The 21,272-nt window shown below is 42.1% G+C and carries 17 protein-coding genes and 2 pseudogenes; 5 read left to right on the top strand and 14 right to left on the bottom strand.

Annotated features, from left to right (window positions below):
* Positions 1–109 precede the first annotated feature (109 nt).
* Positions 110–595, top strand: coding sequence for a hypothetical protein (locus tag AACL30_RS07175; RefSeq protein ID WP_339058168.1), 486 nt, complete (start codon positions 110–112; stop codon positions 593–595).
* A gap of 660 nt (positions 596–1,255) precedes the next feature.
* On the opposite strand, the gene AACL30_RS07180 is transcribed toward AACL30_RS07175, so the two are convergent.
* Together AACL30_RS07180 and AACL30_RS07185 are read right to left on the bottom strand one after the other, a co-directional pair.
* A complete protein-coding gene (locus AACL30_RS07180; protein ID WP_339058169.1) occupies positions 1,256–1,807 on the bottom strand; it encodes a YcbK family protein in 552 nt (183 codons plus the stop codon).
* A gap of 225 nt (positions 1,808–2,032) precedes the next feature.
* Positions 2,033–2,272: pseudogene (locus tag AACL30_RS07185) on the bottom strand (L,D-transpeptidase); the annotation flags it as partial.
* Positions 2,273–2,361: 89 nt separating this feature from the next.
* On the opposite strand from AACL30_RS07185, the gene AACL30_RS07190 reads away from it, so the two are divergent.
* Positions 2,362–3,125, top strand: a protein-coding gene (locus tag AACL30_RS07190) for an IS5 family transposase (RefSeq protein ID WP_422389587.1) whose coding sequence is annotated in 2 segments (ribosomal slippage) — positions 2,362–2,722 and positions 2,722–3,125 — 765 coding nt in all. Because the reading frame shifts where the segments join, the coding sequence is not laid out codon by codon here.
* Here AACL30_RS07190 and ldtD read toward each other — a convergent pair.
* The 6 genes and pseudogenes from ldtD to prmA form a co-directional block, all read right to left on the bottom strand.
* A pseudogene (ldtD, locus tag AACL30_RS07195) lies at positions 3,118–4,593 on the bottom strand (L,D-transpeptidase); the annotation flags it as partial. The gene AACL30_RS07190 and the pseudogene ldtD overlap by 8 nt on opposite strands.
* A gap of 221 nt (positions 4,594–4,814) precedes the next feature.
* Positions 4,815–6,218 carry a glutamate--tRNA ligase gene (gltX, locus tag AACL30_RS07200; protein WP_339058171.1) on the bottom strand — a complete coding sequence of 468 codons (1,404 nt, stop codon included), beginning with the start codon at positions 6,216–6,218 and terminating at the stop codon, positions 4,815–4,817.
* A gap of 521 nt (positions 6,219–6,739) precedes the next feature.
* Positions 6,740–7,087, bottom strand: coding sequence for an iron-sulfur cluster insertion protein ErpA (gene erpA, locus AACL30_RS07205; RefSeq protein WP_339058172.1), 348 nt, complete (start codon positions 7,085–7,087; stop codon positions 6,740–6,742).
* A gap of 469 nt (positions 7,088–7,556) precedes the next feature.
* A complete protein-coding gene (gene fis / locus AACL30_RS07210; protein ID WP_339058173.1) occupies positions 7,557–7,877 on the bottom strand; it encodes a DNA-binding transcriptional regulator Fis in 321 nt (106 codons plus the stop codon).
* 23 nt (positions 7,878–7,900) lie between these two features.
* Positions 7,901–8,866: a tRNA dihydrouridine synthase DusB gene (gene dusB / locus AACL30_RS07215; RefSeq protein ID WP_339058174.1), complete on the bottom strand. Its 966-nt coding sequence runs from the start codon at positions 8,864–8,866 to the stop codon at positions 7,901–7,903.
* A gap of 240 nt (positions 8,867–9,106) precedes the next feature.
* Positions 9,107–10,042: a 50S ribosomal protein L11 methyltransferase gene (gene prmA / locus AACL30_RS07220; RefSeq protein WP_339058175.1), complete on the bottom strand. Its 936-nt coding sequence runs from the start codon at positions 10,040–10,042 to the stop codon at positions 9,107–9,109.
* Between the two features lie 28 nt (positions 10,043–10,070).
* Between prmA and AACL30_RS07225 the strand changes: the two genes are divergently transcribed.
* Positions 10,071–10,229 (top strand): hypothetical protein, encoded by a 159-nt coding sequence (locus AACL30_RS07225; protein WP_339058176.1) that lies wholly within the window; start codon positions 10,071–10,073, stop codon positions 10,227–10,229.
* A gap of 23 nt (positions 10,230–10,252) precedes the next feature.
* On the opposite strand, the gene AACL30_RS07230 is transcribed toward AACL30_RS07225, so the two are convergent.
* Both AACL30_RS07230 and AACL30_RS07235 read right to left on the bottom strand, forming a co-directional pair.
* Positions 10,253–11,023 carry an ABC transporter permease gene (locus tag AACL30_RS07230; RefSeq protein ID WP_339058177.1) on the bottom strand — a complete coding sequence of 257 codons (771 nt, stop codon included), beginning with the start codon at positions 11,021–11,023 and terminating at the stop codon, positions 10,253–10,255.
* Between the two features lie 10 nt (positions 11,024–11,033).
* Complete coding sequence (locus AACL30_RS07235; RefSeq protein ID WP_339058178.1) at positions 11,034–11,951, bottom strand: ABC transporter ATP-binding protein; 918 nt, start codon at positions 11,949–11,951, stop codon at positions 11,034–11,036.
* Positions 11,952–12,197: 246 nt separating this feature from the next.
* Between AACL30_RS07235 and can the strand changes: the two genes are divergently transcribed.
* Complete coding sequence (gene can, locus AACL30_RS07240) at positions 12,198–12,854, top strand: carbonate dehydratase (protein WP_339058179.1); 657 nt, start codon at positions 12,198–12,200, stop codon at positions 12,852–12,854.
* Between the two features lie 167 nt (positions 12,855–13,021).
* Positions 13,022–15,469: a bifunctional glycosyl transferase/transpeptidase gene (mrcB, locus tag AACL30_RS07245; protein ID WP_339058180.1), complete on the top strand. Its 2,448-nt coding sequence runs from the start codon at positions 13,022–13,024 to the stop codon at positions 15,467–15,469.
* A gap of 42 nt (positions 15,470–15,511) precedes the next feature.
* On the opposite strand, the gene truB is transcribed toward mrcB, so the two are convergent.
* The 4 genes from truB to nusA form a co-directional block, all read right to left on the bottom strand.
* Positions 15,512–16,444: a tRNA pseudouridine(55) synthase TruB gene (truB, locus tag AACL30_RS07250; RefSeq protein ID WP_339058181.1), complete on the bottom strand. Its 933-nt coding sequence runs from the start codon at positions 16,442–16,444 to the stop codon at positions 15,512–15,514.
* Positions 16,444–16,860 carry a 30S ribosome-binding factor RbfA gene (rbfA, locus tag AACL30_RS07255; protein WP_339058182.1) on the bottom strand — a complete coding sequence of 139 codons (417 nt, stop codon included), beginning with the start codon at positions 16,858–16,860 and terminating at the stop codon, positions 16,444–16,446. The genes truB and rbfA overlap by 1 nt, the downstream gene beginning before the upstream one ends.
* Before the next feature lie 177 nt (positions 16,861–17,037).
* Positions 17,038–19,713, bottom strand: a complete 2,676-nt coding sequence (infB, locus tag AACL30_RS07260) for a translation initiation factor IF-2 (RefSeq protein ID WP_339058183.1) — start codon at positions 19,711–19,713, stop codon at positions 17,038–17,040.
* A gap of 23 nt (positions 19,714–19,736) precedes the next feature.
* Positions 19,737–21,257, bottom strand: coding sequence for a transcription termination factor NusA (gene nusA, locus AACL30_RS07265; RefSeq protein WP_339058184.1), 1,521 nt, complete (start codon positions 21,255–21,257; stop codon positions 19,737–19,739).
* Positions 21,258–21,272: the final 15 nt, after the last annotated feature.

The raw sequence follows: 21,272 nt of genomic DNA on the forward strand, positions 1-21,272 counted from the left end.
TGCAGCAATTATTCAGCCAACAAATGGGGATACATTTTCAGATCCGATCCATTTCCTACCTTTTAATCAACTCAATACGTGCGGTCTTGATCGTGAAAAGCTTTTTGCTGTGGCTTGTCAAGCAGAGCAGACGCGTAATTTTAGTCAATCACAGATTAATGGGATCACCGTTGGTCTGTCTTCGGGAACTTCTGGTCAGCGTGGGTTGTTTTTGGTCTCCAAAGCAGAATCACTGGAATGGGCCGGACGGATGCTAGGACGAATGCTCCCTCAACTGCGCGGAAAGCATCGTATTGCGTTACTACTGAGAGCAAATAGCCCGCTGTACCAAACCATAAATCAAGGATCGGTGCAATTTTACTATGTTGACGTGACACAAACGGTCTCTCAATGGTTATCAAGCCTGGAAAGTTTTCGCCCTACCTTGCTGGTTGGAAGTGCTCAAGCCTTGCAATTATGTGTTCATCAACGCCTATTTTTACGGCCCCAACGGGTGATATCCAGTGCTGAGGTGTTAACCCCCTCAGACAAAAAAATGCTAGCAATCCATTTTGCTTGTCCAATGATAATCTACCCGGTTATCGGCAAATTCTAGAGCACTATCTCAAAAAATATAATATCGATATGTTAATCTCAACGTGCGAAGAAATTTTTTACTTATCTCAACTACGTGAAAAGATTCATCGTCCAGTAAGTTGGTTAATACCCGATCAAGCATTACTCTTTAAACTACAGCAATGTGCGTGATCGACGCTCCTTTACCGCTGGCAGTACTTTTGATATTAAATGGGATGGGAATTGATGGAGACAAATCTAAAAGACGCTGATCATTGGCATTGACAACGGTTTGAGCTGCTCCAACCACCTGGAATAATTCGTAATTTACAGACAAATTATACCCATTATCAACAGAATGATACTGTGGTTTGGGCTACCTAAGGTTGAATTGGCAATAGCGCGTTATGCTTGTCTGGCACTGATGCGATTAATTTAGAAGTTTATCCGCGAGGCTACATAGTGAAGTCAGAGGGTAAGGACTTTGCACAAAAATTGCTAGTACATAAATCCTCCGCCATGACGGATAAATACCGTGATAGCAGAGGGAGTAAATGGAACGAAATTTGATATCAATTCATGGTTTTTAGGTTATCAAATAAAACATTAAGAGACGAGATACTCTACCTTCGATCAATTGTGACTTCTGTATTTTAATTTATTGATTTTTAAGATAAATAAAGTTTATTTATTATATCGATTACCAAGTCCTGACTAGTCCAGTATCAATATGTAAAAAATTACTTTTGGGATAATAACCTACGCCCCCCGCCCGCATTGTTAATGCTGCTTGACGAACACGAGCCAGTGGAACACCTTCAATACGAAAATCTACAGCGCGGCCTACTTTATGAAAACTATTTTTAGCAACCCCGGAACTTTGGCTGCGTAAGCTTTCATTGGTTTTAGGAGAACGGTAACCTGATATTAGTTGTATTGGTTTCTCTGTATTAAGCAAATGCTGTAAACGATAAAGCTGATCATATAATTGAGGATCAATTGATTTAACTTCATTCCGGCGAAAATCACGAAAAAAATAATTTAAACGAACGAGCTCTTCTTTATTGTATCCGATTCCGTTGGAAAACTCGGCTTTAATTGATTCACCGGTATGAATATTATTTAGTTTTAAAGTACGAGGGGTGGGTGTTGAAAGAGTAGCTAGTGCTTTATTACTCGATAACAGAGAAAAACCTAAAGCAACTCCACCTAATGTTAGCCATTTACGACGATGATTATCTATTTTTTCCATATGTTCGATTGTACCTAATAATATCAAAACGACAGGACATATTTAATTATTTATTTAAAAATGACTCTATCTGTTATTAATGTTTAATAAATGAACGCCTCGCACAATAACCGCTCATGAAAAGCGAGTCAACCCACAGGATTTATAATAAATTGTGATATTTACAATAGATAACACAATAATGCATTCAATATGAAAGTTGTTATCTACTGATTTTTAATATTTTTATTGTATTAACGATGTTGCTTGCGTGACGATTTGTGTACCAGATTGTGCTGCTGTATCGTAATTGTAAATGTCTGTGCGGAATTGTACTTTTCCTTCTTTGTCGACCCATGATGTTAAATAGTAGAGTAATACAGGGAGATGCTGGCGAATATTAACGTAGGTGGTATTTCCTTGTTTTAGTGTGTTGGATAGGCGTGTTTCATCCCAACCGGCATCTTTTAATAACATCTTCGCTAAGTAGTGTCGTCACGTAATAAAAAATATATTATCATGTAACAAATAACGACAACTGTTGAGATGATTCAATAATGAAAGATGATTCGGGAATGAATTTAGCCCATCGCCGCCACGATATATCCGATCATGTTTGGAGCCTATTGGAAGCTCATCTCCCGGGGAGAAAAGGCACTTGGGGTGGCATAGCCAGAGATAACAGGCAGTTTATTAATGCTGTTTTCTGGATATTGAGAACCGGCGCTCCCTGGCGTGATTTACCGCCTGATTATGGCGGTTGGAAAAATACTCATCGCCGGTTTTGCCGCTGGCGTGACAAGGGGCTATGGGAGTCTCTGCTCGAAGCGCTGATTGTGGAGCCAGATTTTGAATGGCTGATGATTGATGCCACTCATAGCAAAGTTCACCCTCATGCAGCAGGCGCAAAAGGCGGTAATCAGGATATGGAGCGCACAAAAGGGGGCTCAACAGTAAGATACATCTGGCCGTGGATGCGCATGGTATGCCGGTCAGAATTTTTATTACATCAGGTACCACAGCAGATTGTCAGCAAGCAACGAATTTAACCAAAGGTATTGCAGCAGAATATCTGTTGGCTGACAAGGGCTATGACAGTGATAACATCATTAAAAAAGCAGAAGAAGCCGGCATGCAAATCGTAATACCACCTAAAAAGAATCGTAAAATTCAACGTGAGTACGATAAAGCGCTCTACAAGCATCGACATCTCGTGGAAAATGCTTTTCTGCACCTAAAGCGCTGGCGAGGTATTGCTACTCGTTATGCAAAAAATACCTCCTCTTTTCTCGCTGCTGTACAAATACGATGCCTTGCTCTATGGCTCAAGATCTCATGACGACACTATATAAAATAGCTGCTTTATGAACACGTACACAACCTGAACTTAAGGCTAATGTTTCTTTCTGAAATAAGCGATGATTAGGTGTATCATGCAGGTAAATAGAATCTGAACTCGGCATATTAAATTTATATCTGCCCAAGGAATTATTTATACCGGGAGCTTGTCGCAAACGATAAGGAAAATTATTAGCGGAGATTAGATGCCAATTTATTGTCGATGGATCGATAATTTTAGCATTATTATTCCAATTGGTGAGAATGGTATAACCGTGCTGTTTTAAATAAGTAGCATCATATTTTACCTTCGGCAAGATATCATTTTTCACCATTGACGTAGGAACGTTCCACGGTGGATTAATGACAACATTGCTCAGTGCACTGCTCATGAAGGGTGTTTTACGACTGGGTCGTCCGACAATGACCGCTGACGAAAGTATTTCATTCCCCTCTTGATAATAATGCAGAGAATAATCCGCAATATTGACCATAATACCTGTTTTCATATCAGCAGGAAGAATACGCAGACGTTGCATGTTGAGTGCTAATAAAGTGGCTCGCTTTTGGGGAGAAAGGTTCAACCATTTACGGGTACCTGTACCTATGATGCCGTCGGGCGTTAATCCTTGTGCTTGTTGAAAACGTTTTACTGCCGCCACTAAAGCAGGGTTATAAAGCGTGTCGACGCTAGGAGGAGGCAAATCAGTGACGGGTGTAGTGGCTGTTAGCCAGGTGTTAGCATGTGAGAGGATTTTATGCAGTATGGGTAGATTAACATCGCGTTTACCCGGGATCAGATTCGAGCCGTTAGGCAATTGTGGCCATGGCTGATGTTGTTCAGACAACAGCTTTTTTAAAACCTGACGCATGTTTTTGTATTGTGGATGCTGTGGAGCTAATGAAGCCATATACTCCGCAATATTACCTTGCTGTAACGTCTGCTGCCATCGATTTAAAAAAACTGTTGGTGGTATCCCCATTTTATAAGGGCTATCATCGTATAGCCAAGTTTCTCCCTGTGCGGCAACGTTCGCAACAAAATGCAGATAACCGAACATAGCGTCAGATAATACAATATCACGCGCCATTCCACTAATTGATTGGTCAGTTAACCACTTGATCCACTGTATAAATCTCGGATGGATGCCCGATAATGCTAATTCAGCTAATTGCTGTTGAAAGTGCTGGATTGCTAGCGGATCACGCCACATAGGCTGCAGATCATTTTTTGCGTAAAGTGGAGCCAATTCTGATACATAATAAGGCGTCACATTTTCGGATAGTGCTTTTAACAGCTTTGTATGTGCCTGTGCAACCAAGACTTCATCTGTTTCTACCGGTTGAGAAGCGGAATCAGCAGAGAAAAGCGGTGTAGTTGCTGATACGGATGAAATTGATATCCAACTCCAGATCAAGGCGCTACCCAGTACCCAGGTTCGCAGTGAATACTGCATTTCAGTCACCATCCGATGCTCCCGAATATGTTTATACCCTTCGCCTTTGAAGCCGCCGCGTTGTTGGCTGCGGGTATTTCACCTAATCACGTAGTCTATCTACGCTCATCGGTCTCACACCCTGCCGCCTAGCGGCAACTTCAAAGGCGAAGGGTATACACGAGCATATTATAGTTTGTAATGATGATTTATGACGGCAGTTTTTGATTTTTCTCTCGGCATTTTCAGCATTTTCAATGCGCTGCAATAAATTTTAGCGCTTTATCTATACGATCAAGAGTTCGTTTCTTCCCAAGAAGATAAACTGTAATATCCATTCCTGGAGATTGATTAACGCCTGTGACCGCGACACGTAGTGGCATTCCTACTTTTCCCATATTTATTTGTAACTCCGTTGCCGTGCTTTGTAATGCATTGTGGATATTTTCCACTTTCCATTCAGCTATTTCGGCTAATTTAGTAGCGACCATGGTTAACGGCTGGTGGGCGGCTTGCTTCAAATGTTTTTTTGCCGCATCCACATCAAATTCAGTCAATTCTTGGTAAAAATAACGGCAAGATTCTGCCATTTCTTTTAACGTTTTACAGCGTTCGCCCAGTAGTTTCACTATTTCAACCAATGGCGGGCCACCTTGGGTATCAATACCTTGTTTTTCAACATGCCAAGAGAGATAAGTTGCCACTTTTTCAGGGGAAAGATGGTTAATGTAATGATGGTTTAACCAGAGTAATTTTTCAGTGTTAAACGCGCTGGCAGATTTGCTAACAGCACCCAGGCTGAAATGTGTTTTCATCTGAGCTAGAGAAAAAATCTCTTGATCACCGTGAGACCATCCCAGGCGTACTAAATAGTTTAACAATGCTTCAGGCAGATAACCTTTGTCACGATATTGCATCACACTCACAGCCCCATGGCGCTTTGATAATTTTTTATTATCCTCCCCCAATATCATAGAAACATGAGCATATTGCGGTATGGGTGCGCCTAAGGCTTGTAAGATGTTGATTTGGCGCGGAGTATTATTAATATGATCTTCACCACGGATCACATGGGTAATTTCCATATCCCAATCGTCAATCACCACACAAAAATTATAGGTGGGTGAACCCTCTGTTCGACGAATGATTAGATCATCTAATTCCATGTTGCTAAATTCAATAGGCCCACGGATCATGTCATCAAAAATAACGGAGCCTTGTTGTGGATTACGAAAACGCACTACTGAAGGTTTATTGATATCATGTTTATCAACCTGATCTCGGCAATGGCCGTCATAACGGGGTTTTTCACCGTTAGCGATTTGTGTTTCACGTAACTTCTCTAGACGTTGTTTGGAGCAATAACATCGATATGCAGTGCCATTTTCTAACATGTGATCAATGACAGAGTTATAACGATCAAAACGCTTGGTCTGAAAATGTGGGCCTTCATCCCAATCTAAATTCAGCCAGTTTAAGCCTTCCATAATGGCATCAATGGCTTCCTGAGTAGAGCGCTCAAGATCAGTATCTTCGATCCGTAATACGAATTCACCACCTGAGTGACGAGTAAATAGCCAAGAGTAAAGCGCCGTGCGGGCGCCCCCTACGTGTAAGTAACCCGTAGGACTAGGGGCAAAACGCGTTTTGATCTTCATGCTGATAAATGCCTTACTTGTATATTTCTGTCTAACAATGTTAGAGCCTGTTCGAAATCTCTTGTACTTGCTGATACTTGGTCAAAAACAAGCTTAAAATACGCATTTACTACCTTGGTTTTTGTAAAAAAAACCAACTATGCCTTCTCGCCCATTTTTTCATCAATTGAGTGCAGCTCAAGGAGGATTTCGAATGCGCTCTTAGCGAAAGTTCAAAAATGGAGAGAATAGCTGTGGATCCAACCACCTGTGTTAAAAAAGTGTTCGAAATTTCTTTTTCCTGCTAATATTTAGCCAAGAATGAATTAAAAATACTCGTACATTCTATATAAAGCTGTATTTTCTGCCGGTCTTTCCTCATTCTAGCGGCGCTAAAAAAATTTCGAATAAATTCTTAGCATAATAGGTATTTAATCTCCCTCCATCTTCTGTTCATCAGCGCGGATGTTGGCTAAAAGAATGACGAAATTTTTGTGAAAAAATGGAAGCAAATTAATACAAATATCTGCTTATCATTGAATTTAGATGCTAAATGAGGAACCGCAGCCACAGGTCGTTTTTGCATTGGGATTGCTTACAATAAAGCGTGATCCTTCCAATCCTTCGGTGTAGTCAACAGCCCCTCCCACCAAATATTGGAGACTCATGGGATCGACTACTAATACAACCCCTTGTTTTTCAACAGTCATATCTCCGTCGTTTATTTTTTCATCAAAAGTAAAACCATACTGAAACCCACTACATCCCCCACCGGTAATGTAAACACGTAGCTTTAGATGCGGATTATTTTCACCTTCTATCAGTCGTTTAACCTTGTTAGCCGCTGCTTCGGTAAACTGCACAGGCATTGGCGCGGGGTTTTCACTCATCTTTTATATTCTCCACCCTGTTCAAGTTGCAGATTGCTGGCATTAAAAAGTGTTAGCCTGGTGAGGATAATACCTTTTGTTTTTTATTAGAGCCTGTTCGGAATCTCTTGTGCTTGCTGACACTTTAAACTGCTTGCATAACCTACCGCGTGGCCGGATGCCTTGATTTCAGCTCCCTCGCTACGGTTTTGCAAGCAGTCTTTTGTCAAAAGCGAGTTCAAAATGCTCATTTACATTCTTGTTTTTGTAAAAAAAGCAATGGCGCTTTTCGCCTATTTTTTCATCAATTAAGCGCAGCTCAAAAAGATTTCGAATAGTCTCTTAGACTTCTTGCATAACCTACTGCGTGGCGTGAATTCTAGGTTACGTGGTGCTCACCATCCTCATACATACCCTTCGCCTTTGCGCCACGAACTATGATCTTGCAAGAAGTCTATTTATTCACTGTACCTGCATCAACTCACTGACATCAGTTCAGGTTGTATTTCTTTAATTTTTTACGTAATGTACCACGGTTAATGCCCATCATTGTAGCGGCACGTGTTTGATTACCACGAGTGTGTTGCATTATCTGATCTAACAGAGGCTGTTCAACTTCAGCCAAGACTAATTCATACAGGTCGTTAACATCTTGACCATTAAGCTGCGCAAAATAATTTTTTAAAGCCTGTTTAACTGAATCACGCAAGGGTTTTTGCGTGGCCTTATCTGATAAAATTCCAGGCACGATAGTCGGGATCTCAATATCTACTTGTTGTTCTAATTCAGCATTTCTTTGTTGTTCAAACATAGTTCTGTCAGCTCTTTTTTTGTTTATGCAAGATTTTCGAAATATGCCTTCAACGCCTCTAGCTGTTCGCTAGCCTCTTCAATGGCATTGAATGTGCGCCGGAACTGGTCGTTTGGGGCGTGTTCTTTGAGATACCAAGACACGTGCTTACGAGCAATACGAAATCCTTTAGCTGGACCATAAAAGTCATGCAATTCTCGTATGTGATTGTTTAACAAGTGCTGCACTGTTTCTAATGGCATTGGTGGCAGCAACTCCCCAGTGTCCAGATAATGCTGGATTTCCCGGAAGATCCAAGGTCTCCCCTGAGCAGCACGACCTATCATCAAGGCATCTGCCCCAGTATAGTCAAGTACCGCTTTGGCTTTATGCGGGTTAGTAATGTCACCATTGGCTATTACAGGAATAGTGACATTTTGCTTAACAGCACGAATGCTATCGTATTCCGCCTCACCATTAAATAGGCAAGAACGGGTTCGGCCATGAATAGTCAGAGCTTGTATACCACAGCGTTCGGCCAATTGAGCAATTTCTACGCAATTACGGTTTTCAGGAACCCAACCAGTACGTATTTTCAGTGTTACAGGCACATCCACCGCATCGACTACCGCAGTAATAATTTGTTTAACCAAATCGGGATACTGTAGCAACGCAGATCCTGCTAGTTTGCGGTTAACCTTTTTAGCGGGACATCCCATGTTGATATCAATGATTTGAGCACCGTTTGCCACATTGATTCTGGCAGCCGCCGCCATCTCATCGGGATCACTACCGGCAATTTGTACGGTACGAATTCCAGCTTCATCTTTGTGTATTCTGCGTAGACGCGACTTATCGGTTTGCCATACTTCCAGGTTGGAAGAAAGCATTTCAGATACTGTCATTCCAGCCCCCATTGCCAAACACAATGCCCTGAAGGGTCGGTCTGTAATACCGGCCATTGGAGCAGCGATCAAACAATTGTTAAGCTGTAAGTGTCCAATATACATAGATAAAAGATAACCGTACTCGATCCGTAAGGGCGCGTATGTTACGCATTTTTACTCTAAGATGAAAGGACAAACTTTAAGCAATGGATGTAAAAAAATCAATAAATGATGAACTATTATTAATCGATTTTAATTTTTTCTTATATAACACTGAGTTAAATGCACTTAATAAAACTTATATGTTTTGATATTTTTTGTTTTAGTGAGTAGAAATCACAGAAGGTTTCTCGAGAGCCTGTTCTAAATCTTCTTGTGCTCATGATCTTTTGATTTTGTATCAGTGATCAAGATATAAGACTCCTTAGTACCGGTGATTCGGCACCAATCTTCCTTGCTAACCACAGGATCAAATATAAAATTTTGTTGATATGCTTGAATAACAGTAGAAGCTTGGGTTGTCAGTATGCCGGAAAGCGCTAGAGAACCATTGTTTTTTACTAGTTTACTAATGGGGAGAGCCAATTCACGTAAAGAGCCGGCTAAAATGTTAGCAACCACGACATCGGCAGCAATATCTGTCGGCAGATCTTCTGGTCGATACAGATCAAGATTTTCTGAAACACCATTACGTTGCGCATTATCTCTGCTGGCTTGAATTGCCTGAGCATCGATGTCAATGCCAATAGCATGTGCTGCGCCTAGTTTTAAAGCGGCAATAGCTAAAATTCCTGAACCACAACCAAAATCGATAATGGTTTTACCAACGAGATCGAGGCTATCAAGCCATTGCAAACAAAGTGCTGTAGTCGGATGGGTACCGGTACCAAACGCCAATCCTGGATCTAACATAACATTGACCGCCGTCGGATCGGGAACCTCTCTCCAACTGGGACAAATCCATAACCGTTGCCCAAAACAAACGGGATGGAAATGCTCCATCCATTCTCGCTGCCAATCTTTATCTTCAACTTGTTCAATTTTATGAATAAAATTTTTATCTAATTGAGGCGATTGCTCCAATATCATAATAACTTTAGCGATGTCGATCTCTGCACTGTATAGACCAATAACATCAGTATCCCCCCACAAACGGGTTTCGCCTGGCAATGGTTCGAAGATGGGATGGTTGTGAGCATCTTGAAAAGTGATAGAAAGCGCCCCGCTTTCAATTAATACCTCTCCAAGGGATTCGGCACGGTCACCCGAGGTGTTTATTTTGATTTGGATCCAGGACATGATAAATCTCATTATTATAATAGACCCAATGAATTTCGAGTTACGGCAAGGCGGCCAGGGTGTGAGGCCGATGAGCGTAGACATACTACGTGATTCGGCGAGCACCCGTAGCCAACGCCAGCGTAACTTGAAAGGCGAAGGGTATAGACCTCTTTCGAAACCTACTGAGCTTCGCATAACGAACTAGGGTTTCGAAAGAGGTCTAATTTATTAGCTACGTAAACCTTGGCCACGGTTAATTAAATACCAAGCTAAGGTATAAAAGACACTAATAAACGTTATTAATACAGTTAGAGTGAGCGGCAATGATAATTCAGTCATACCAAGAAAACCATAACGAAAACCGCTAACCATATAGACGATGGGATTGAGTTTGGATAAATCTTGCCAAAGTGGAGGCAGTAATGACAATGAATAAAAAACCCCACCCAAGTATGTCAATGGTGTTAAGACAAAAGTGGGCACTAAGCTAATATCATCGAAGGTTTTAGCGAATACGGCATTTAACAAGCCGCCGAGTGAAAATAAAATGGCGGTAAGCAGTAATACCAAAACAAGTATCGACCGAGAATAAATTTGTAATGGTACAAAAAATGACGAGACCCCTGTCACCAATACACCGGTGATCACGCCTCGAGCCACTCCACCGCCGATATAACCGATGATCACAATATAAGTAGGCACAGGAGCCACTAGCAGTTCTTCAATATTGCGTTGATATTTAGCATTGAAAAAAGAGGAAGCCACATTTGCATAAGCGTTAGTGATCACCGCCATCATAATCAAGCCAGGGACAATAAATTGCATATAATCCACACCAGCCATATTTCCGATCCGCGAACCCATTAAGCTGCCGAAAATAACAAAATAAAGTGACATAGTGATAACCGGTGGTAACAGTGTTTGCACCCAAATACGACTAAAACGTATGATTTCTTTAATCCAAATACTCTGTAAGGCAATCCAATACAAGCGGATCATGTTTTTTCCTCTATTCACTGTGATTATTCACCAAAGTAATAAATAGTTCTTCTAAACGGTTGGTTTTATTGCGCATACTTTGTATGTTAACTCTCTGCGCATTGAGTTGACTAAACAGCGCATTCAATCCTTGCTCGCGCTTGACATCGACTTCGAGTGTAGAAGTGTCGATCAGACGAGAGCGATAGCCTTCCAATCTCGGTAGCGGACTTTTTGCAGCGAGATCAAGAATAAATGTTTCTGATTCCAATTTGTTCAGTAGCTGCTTCATTGACGTATTTTCTACCAATTTGCCACCTTGGATAATACCAATATTGCGGCACAGCATTTCGGCTTCTTCCAAATAATGTGTGGTCAAAATAATGGTTGTTCCTTCCGCGTTCAGCTCTTTTAAAAAGCACCACATAGAGCGCCGTAATTCGATATCGACTCCGGCGGTGGGTTCATCGAGAATAAGTAGCTTCGGTTTATGCATCAAAGCCCTTGCAATCATTAGTCGGCGTTTCATTCCTCCGGATAAATGTCTTGCGCTTTGATTGCGTTTGTTCCATAGCTCGAGATGACTGAGATATTTTTCCGCTCTAATGTTCGCCTGACGCCGATTCACTCCGTAATAACCGGCTTGAGTAGTGACAATTTGCAATACAGTTTCAAATGGATTGAAATTGAATTCCTGTGGAACCAAACCCAGCTGGCGTTTAGCATTCACAATATCTTTATCCGTATCATAACCAAACACTTTAACCTTGCCGGCGGTTTTATTGACTAGAGAACTAATAATACCGATGATAGTTGATTTTCCCGCTCCGTTCGGGCCAAGCAACGCATAAAAATCACCTGCTTCGACATGTAAATCAATGTTGCGTAGGGCGCGTACTCCCCCCTTATACGTTTTGGTCAGTTGCGATAACTCTAGCGCGTAAGCCATAATAAAACCCTATTAGAAGTCTAATATTATTTAATTAACAGTATATATCCTTCGCCTCTGAAGTTGCCGCTAGGCGGCTTCAAAGGCGAAGGATATATCAAATGGATCTTTTATCAGCCTTTTGTTGTCTCTCAGACGATTTGATTACCTACCATTCACAACAAACCATCAGCAATCTAATTGCTGATTTAAATACCTCTTTATATTATCCTATTGCAATATATTTATTACAGATTATTAACATTTATGAAGAAAATAGAAGATCTTATCCTCAATAATGAAGCCTGGTCTTCAGCTATTCATAAAGAAGATCCTGGCTTTTTTGAACGTTTATCACAAGTACAAAAACCTCGTTTTCTCTGGATTGGCTGTTCTGACAGCCGGGTACCGGCGGAACTTTTGACTGGCCTAAAACCCGGCGAATTATTTGTCCATCGTAATGTTGCCAACTTGGTTATTCACACTGATTTAAACTGTATGTCTGTAGTGCAGTACGCCGTTGATGTCTTAAAGATAAAAGATATTATTATTTGTGGCCATTACGATTGTGGTGGTGTTCAAGCCGCGCTGGAAGATAAAGAAATAGGGTTGATTGATAACTGGTTGCTACATATTCGTGATCTTGTGTATAAACACAAAAATTTATTGGATCCACCGCGGGTAGAAAAGCCTGCTGATATGCTGTGTAAAATTAACGTTATTGAGCAAGTTTACAACCTGGGGCACTCCACTATTATTAAATCAGCATGGAAAAGTGATAAAAAAGTGACACTACATGGTTGGGTTTACGATATTAATGGTCGCCTGAATGATTTAAAACTTCTTATCACGAGTCGAGAAACGTTAGAAACGAATTATCGCGCAGCGATAGCGGCGCTTTACAATGCATCTCCCTTACTGTAAGAGTCTTATATCTATTAAACGATGATTATACTCACAGCTCTTGAAGTTGCCTTCGGCTGCCAGGGCGCCCGACCGATGAGCGTAGACATGCTACCTGATGAGGCGAACACCCGCAGCCAACAACGCGGCAGGGCTTCAAAGGCGAAGGGTATATTTGGAGAAAAAATATGTCTGAGGATCATCGTAACCCTACTGGCCGGAAAAAACGTAAATCAGTCACGAATACTGAGCCGAAAAAACCATTGCATCGACGTGATGATGATGAAAATAACACCGAAGATAATAAATCAATGCGAAAAAAAGAAAAGTCACGATTAATGCGCAAAAAACGTTACTGGTTTGGATTATTTGTTAAATTATTTTTAATGATTGCATTGTTGTTGGTCATTTATGGTTTTTATCTCAATGAAAAAATCCGTCAACGCATCGAGGGCCAGGTTTGGGATTTACCTGCCGCCGTGTATGGCCGAGAGTTGAATCTTGAGCCGGATATGGCTTACAGCAAAGAGGAAATGGTTAATTTATTAGAGGCTATGCAGTACCGTCAGGTTAGCAAGATAATCCGTCCTGGTGAATTTGCTGTTAAAAGTAACAGTATTGAAATGCTCCGCCGTGCTTTTGATTTTTCAGACGGTAAAGAAGGGGAAATACATGCCCGTTTGGTCTTTAGTGACGATAAATTGATACAAATCGAAAATTTAGAAAATCAGCGTCACTTTGGTTTTTTTCGGCTCGATCCTAAGCTGATCACCCTGTTGCAATCACCTAATGGTGAACAACGTTTGCTTGTTCCCCGTTCTACTTTTCCCGATCTGTTAGTCGACACATTACTGGCAACAGAAGATCGCTCTTTTTATCAACATGATGGTATTAAATTATATTCGATTGGCCGTGCCGCATTAGCTAACCTAATCGCCGGAAAAACAGTGCAAGGGGGCAGTACTTTAACCCAGCAATTAGTTAAAAATATGTTTTTGACGAATGAGCGTTCTTTGTGGCGTAAAGCGAATGAAGCCTATATGGCATTGTTGATGGATTATCGTTACAGCAAAGATCGTATTTTAGAGTTATACCTTAACGAAGTTTATCTTGGTCAAAATGGCAGCGATGAGATCCGTGGTTTTCCCTTAGCAAGCTTGTATTATTTTGGTCGCCCAGTTGATGAATTGAGTCTAGATCAGCAAGCGATGCTGGTTGGAATGGTGAAAGGTGCATCATTATATAATCCGTGGCGTAATCCTAAACTGGCCTTAGAACGGCGTAATTTGGTATTAAAATTATTGCAAAATCAAGGTGTCATTGACGACAAATTATACGATATGCTGAGTGTTAGACCGCTCGGAGTACAACCTAAAGGGGGTGTCATTTCTCCTCAGCCGGCATTTATGCAAATGGTGCGTCAAGAGTTACAAGAAAAATTGGCTGATAAAATTAACGATTTATCTGGCGTGAAAATTTTCACCACATTAGATCCTGTCTCACAGGAAGCAGCAGAAAAATCCGTTGAAAAAGGGATCCCAGCATTAATAAAAGCGCGGCAGGTTGATGATTTGGAAGCCGCGATAGTCATCGTTGACCGCTTTAGTGGTGAAATCCGTGCAATGGTGGGAGGTGCTCAGCCACAGTTCGCTGGATTTAACCGTGCCATGCAGGCGCGACGGCCAATAGGCTCTTTAGCCAAACCCTCAACTTATTTAACCGCACTGAGTCAACCCGATAAATATCGCTTAAATACCTGGCTAGACGATAAACCTTTATCTCTTACACAACCTAATGGCTCTGTTTGGCAACCGAAAAATTACAGCCGTCAGTTTCGGGGAAGAGTGATGTTACTGGACGCATTGGTTAATTCTATAAATGTGCCAACGGTTAATTTAGGTCTCGCATTGGGATTAGATCAAATTAGTGCAACTTTGCAATTGCTGGGGATCTCTCAATCGGTGATCAATCCAGTGCCAGCAATATTGTTAGGCGCAATCAGCTTGACACCGATGGAGGTGGCACAAGAGTATCAGACTATTGCCAGTGGCGGTAATCGAGCACTATTGTCTGCGGTGCGTTCTGTGATTGCTGAAGATGGAACCGTGCTGTATCGTACTTTTCCACAAGCGGAAGCAAGGGTTTCAGCTCAGGCCGCTTATCTCACATTGTATGGGATGCAACAGGTTGTCGCACGAGGTACTTCACGTTCGCTGGCCGTAAAATTTTTAAACTATCATCTGGCAGGAAAAACAGGAACGACCAATGATCTTCGTGATAGTTGGTTTGCTGGGATCGATGGTAAAGAAGTGGTTATTGTTTGGATTGGACGTGATGACAATGGCCCGGCTCAATTAACAGGGGCTAATGGAGCACTAACACTGTATCGCCGTTATCTAGAAAATCAAACCCCCTTACCTTTAACGTTACAAGTACCTGAAGGAATTAGCCTGATGAATATTGATTCTACAGGCAACTTTATGTGTAGTGTTGACAATGGTTGGCGCACTATTCCTGTTTGGACAGAAGATCCAAACAAACTTTGTCAAGCCTCTTTGCCAGAATCCCGGCCAGCTAATGATGATCCAGCTGATGATGATGTTGCCAGTTGGATTAAAGATATGTTTGAGTCATGAGATCGACAATAGGCTCACGTTGCTCCGTTTCACTCGCTACGGTTATGTAAGAACGTTAACTAAACGTTTTGGCGCGACACGTCCATCATCATCAATGATGCCAATACCAATGAAGTGACGCCCTTCACCTTCAGTAATACGTACCATACCTTCAACAGGTGCGGATGAAACTTGAACGGGTTGGCCTTGTTTTAAATAAGCGGCAACCACTGGTAATAAGTTTACTTCAGGAAAATTAACTACAGCACTGTCCATCGGTAACAGTAATGGATCTAACATCGGATAAGGTGAAGAGGGAGTCGATTCAACTATCGTATTCAGTTGTGTTAAGGTCAGCATACGTTCGGGTGGATAAGTTGCTACTTGTAAGCGACGTAGTTGACTAACATGGGCACCACATCCTAATAATTCGCCTAAATCATCAATCAAAGTACGAATATAAGTCCCTTTTGAGCAATGAATTTGTAATTCTAAGTCATGGCCTTGCCAGCGAATAAATTGCAAATCAAAGATGCTAATTGCCCGCTTTTCGCGTTCTACTTCAATCCCCTGCCGGGCATAATCGTATAATGGTCGACCCTGGTATTTCAATGCTGAATACATTGACGGGATTTGCAGGCTTTCGCCTCGTAAACTTTCTAATGCGTTATCCAATTGAGCCTGCGTAAATTTTATTTCTTTTTCATCAAGCAGTTTACCTGCCGCGTCAGATGTGTCCGTTCGTTGACCTAAACGCGCTATTACATGATAGTGTTTATCTGCGTTGAGTAAAAATTGAGAAAATTTAGTCGCCTCACCCAGACAAATGGGCAACATACCTGTTGCGAGTGGATCTAATGCACCGGTATGACCAGCCCGGTTAGCACCAAAAAGGCGCTTAATTTTTTGTAAAACATCATTTGAAGAAAAACCAGGGGGTTTATCTAAAAGTAAGATGCCATTGATGTCGCGGCCACGCCGACGAGGGCGCCCCATTATGATGTCTCCTCATTATTTTTATCTGTGATGTTACGACGTTTAACATCGTTTTTAATTACATTCGTCACTAAATTTGCTATACGAACGCCTTCAATTTGTGATTTGTCGTAATCAAAGGTCAGTGTGGGTACGACACGTAATCGCATCGCTTTACCCAATAAGGTACGGATATAACCAGAAGCATCTTGCAAAGCTTTAATGCCGTCTTTGATTTTTTTTTGATCGTCATCCTGAGTTAATGTATTTAAAAAAGTAACAAACACTTTGGCGTAAACTAAATCACGAGAAAGCTTCACGCCAGAAACCGTCGCCATACCCACCCGCGGATCTTTAATTTCACGCTGCAAAATAATGGCGATCTCTTTTTGTAGTTCTTGTGAAACACGTTGAGCACGGCTGAATTCTTGTGCCATTTAGATTCTCCAGATCAGAAAACAAGGGAGCCAAAAGGCTCCCTCATCTGTAATATACCCGTCGCCTTTGAAGCCCTGCCGCATTGTTGGCTGCGAGCCCTCATGGCATGTCCATGCTCATTGGGTCTCACGCCCTCTGGCCGCCTAGCGGGCAACTTCAAAGACAAAGGGCATAAGTTAATCAATGGTGCGTTTAATTTGTATCGTTTCAAAGACTTCGATCATATCGCCTGCCCGCACATCGTTGTAATTTTTAACACCGATGCCGCATTCCATCCCGTTACGAACTTCATTAACATCATCTTTGAAGCGGCGTAGCGATTCCAACTCACCTTCATAGATAACCACGTTGTCACGTAAAACACGAATGGGGCTACTACGCTTGATAGTACCTTCAGTTACCATACAACCAGCAATAGCACCGAACTTAGGCGATTTAAACAGGTCACGTACTTCCGCTAGACCAATAATTTGCTGTTTATATTCAGGCGCCAACATCCCGCTCATCGCATGTTTGACTTCATCGATCAAACTATAAATAACAGAATAGTACCGTAAATCTAAATTCTCTGTTTCTATTACCCGCCGCGCTGAGGCATCGGCACGAACATTAAAGCCAATGATAATGGCTTTAGAAGCTGTTGCTAAGGTCGCATCAGTTTCTGTAATACCGCCGACACCAGAACCGACAATCTTCACTTTCACTTCATGAGTAGAGAGCTGTGTCAAAGAATAACAAATAGCTTCACAGGAACCCTGTACATCAGATTTCAATACAATATTGAGTTCTGAAACCTCACCTTCAGCCATGTTAGCAAACATGTTCTCTAGTTTTAGCTTCTGTTGACTTGCTAGTTTAACTTCGCGGAATTTACCTTGGCGATATAATGCAACTTCACGGGCTTTCTTTTCATCACGCACCACGGTGACACTGTCCCCTGCTACAGGCACTCTTGATAACCCCAAGATTTCTACTGGGATAGAAGGTCCGGCAGACTCGATATCACGCCGCATTTCATCACGCATAGCACGAATACGACCATATTCAAAACCACAGAGCACGATATCACCTTTGTTTAACGTGCCGCTTTGAACTAACACGGTCGCAACAGGCCCACGGCCTTTATCTAGGAAAGATTCAATCACTACACCACTGGCCATGCCGTTATGAACTGCTTTTAGTTCCAGAACTTCAGCTTGTAGCAAGATTGCATTGAGTAGATCATCAATCCCTGTTCCCTTTTTAGCTGATACGTGAACAAATGGGGAATCTCCTCCCCACTCTTCTGGCAGGATACCGTGCTGAGATAATTCTGTTCTAAGACGCTCTGGATCAGCGTTTGGTTTATCTATTTTGTTGATAGCAACGACAACGGGGACTTTCGCTGCTTTAGCATGTTGGATGGCCTCGATCGTCTGTGGCATGACCCCATCATCGGCCGCAACAACCAAAACCACGATATCTGTTGCCTGAGCGCCTCGTGCACGCATTGATGTAAACGCAGCATGCCCTGGTGTATCTAAGAAGGTCACCATTCCGTTTTCGGTTTCAACGTGATAAGCCCCGATATGCTGTGTGATCCCTCCTGCTTCCCCTGCAGCAACTTTGGTCGAACGAATGTAATCAAGCAATGAAGTCTTACCATGATCAACATGACCCATGATGGTGACGACGGGGGCGCGTAAATCAGATTCACCCGCCACTCCCATATCGCGATCACTCATCAGTGCTTCTTCGAGCTCATTTTCGCGACGCAAGATAACTTTATGACCCATTTCCTCAGCAACCAGTTGAGCTGTTTCCTGATCAATAACCTGGTTGATTGTTGCCATACCACCTAGTTTCATCATTGCTTTAATGACTTGAGAGCCTTTAACTGCCATTTTATTCGCTAGTTCAGCAACGGTGACCGTTTCACCAATGATAACGTCGCGGTTAACTGCAGCAACTGGCTTATTGAAACTCTGTTGTAGAGTGCTTGGTTTTCTTTTATTTTTACGGCCAACAGCCCGCGCTTCTTCACGATCTGCTTTCGACTCGGAGAGTTTATTGCCTTTTTTCTGTTTGGTAGTTTTACTTCCCCGGCTGCGACTACGGCGATCTCCTTCAACTTTGGCATCATTTTCATCTTCTGCAGCCCGAGCGTGTTGCGAGGTAGTGACATGGTAATCGGTCAATTCGATTTGTTCAGCTATGGATTCAGGCCATTTACCTTCATTTTCTGCTGCCATTTTACGCGCTTCTTCAGCAACCCGTTTCGCGTCTTCTTCTATCTTACGGCGCACTTCTCGTTCTACAGAACGTTTCAGCTCAGCCGCTTCTGCCTCACGGCGGGTCTTGTCACTTTGTTGTTGAGTCGTCAATTTTTTCTTTTCTACAATCGGCTTACTTTTTGTGTCAGCGATTTTTTTCGCGTTAGCTTCCTTTGCACTTTCACTTTTTGCCTGCTCTTCTGCTTTAGCTGGCTTTTTCTCAACCTGCTCAACCTGCTCAACCTGCTTTACCTGTTCAACCTGCTTTGCCTGCTCTGTTTTAGCTTTTTCTGTGTTCGCTAGCTCGGCATTAGGCGTATTGATGTAAGTTCGTTTTCTACGAATTTCAATTTGTACCGATTTACTTTTTCCACCGGAGCTCGGAACATTTAAAGTGCTCCGTATTTTCCGTTGCAACGTAAGTTTATTTGGCACCTGACCTGGTTCATGTTTTAAATGTGCTAGTAATATTTCTTTTTCTTGCTGAGTCACAGAGCTTGTTTCAGATTTTTTTAAACCTGCATCAGCAAACTGCTGTATGAGGCGATCAACTGAAGTTGAGATCTCTGCTGCCAGCAACTTTATGGTTACATCTGTCATGCTGTTCCTTCCTGCTACAGTTATTACGCATTATCGCCAAACCAGCAGATATTGCGGGCTGCCATAATTAATTCACCGGCTTTTTTATCATCTAGCCCTTCAATATCGGCTAAATCGCTAACACCCTGTTCGGCAAGATCTTCCAGCGTACAGACCCCGCCTGCCGCTAATTTGAATGCCATATCACGATTTAAACCTGCTAAATTTAACAAGTCGTCAGCGGGTTTGTTATCACCAAAACTTTCTTCTTGTTTTAGAGCCAATGTGGTTAGTACATTCTGGGCACGATCACGCAGCTCTTGAAGCCTCTTTTTGTCAAAATTATCAATTTCTGGTAATTCGTTTTCTGGTACATAGGCTAATTCTTCTAAAGAAGAAAATTCTGCTTCGACCAAAACTGTGGCGCACTCTTCATCAATTTCAAGATGTTCGGTAAACATGTCAATCGCTGTACGGGTTTCAGCTTGGCATTTTTCCTTAAGCTCGTTGATCGTCATCACATTAAGTTCCCAGCCACTCAGCTGAGAAACTAAGCGTACATTTTGACCATTGCGCCCAATCGCTTGTGCAGAATTACCTTCTTCAACTGCTATGTTCATCGTTTTTGCGTCTTCGTCAACAACGATAGAAGCTACCTCAGCTGGCGCCATAGCGTTAAGAACGAACTGAGCAGGATTATCATCCCACAAAACGATATCAATACGTTCTCCCCCCAGCTCGTTAGACACAGCTTGAACACGTGCTCCCCGCATCCCAACACATGCCCCTATAGGATCGATACGTTTGTCGTTAGTTTTAACTGCGATTTTAGCACGTGACGCTGGGTCACGAATTGCCGCCTTAATTTCGATCAACTCTTCGTCAATTTCTGGTACTTCAATGCGGAAAAGTTCAATCAGCATTTCAGGACGTGAACGGCTAATAAGTAACTGGGGACCTCGTGCTTCAGGACGTATCTCATACAAAATACCTTTAATGCGGTCACCAGGGCGTATGTTTTCACGAGGCAGCATATCCTCCCGTCCAATCACTCCTTCGGCGTTATTACCTAGGTCTAATATAATGCTATCTCGACTGACTTTTTTAACGGTAGCTGTAACAATTTTCCCTTCTTGTTCACGAAATTGCTCAATCACTACCGCTCGCTCAGCTTCGCGTACTTTTTGTACAATAACTTGTTTCGCTGTTTGGGTAGTTATGCGGTCAAAAACTACCGATTTAATTTGGTCTTCAATATAAGTAGGGATTTCAGATTCGGTGGAAATAGGCGTGTTTTGCTGAGCCTCTTCTTTACTAATTTCCTGCGCCGCTTCTAGCGTAATTTCACGTGTTGGCATAACCACTTCACTGACCACTTTCCAACGACGGAAGGTCTCGAAATCTCCTGTTTTTCGATCGATATTAACCCGGACTTCAATTTCTTGTTCATGTTTTTTCTTGGTCGCTGTCGCTAATGCAATTTCTAATGCTTCAAAAATCTTCTCACGTGGAAGGGATTTCTCATTAGAAACGGCTTCTACAACAGCCAGAATCTCTTTGTTCATCCTAAGTTGCCTCAT

This window comes from Candidatus Regiella endosymbiont of Tuberolachnus salignus, from assembly GCF_964020115.1.
GTDB classification, from domain to species: domain Bacteria; phylum Pseudomonadota; class Gammaproteobacteria; order Enterobacterales; family Enterobacteriaceae; genus Regiella; species Regiella insecticola.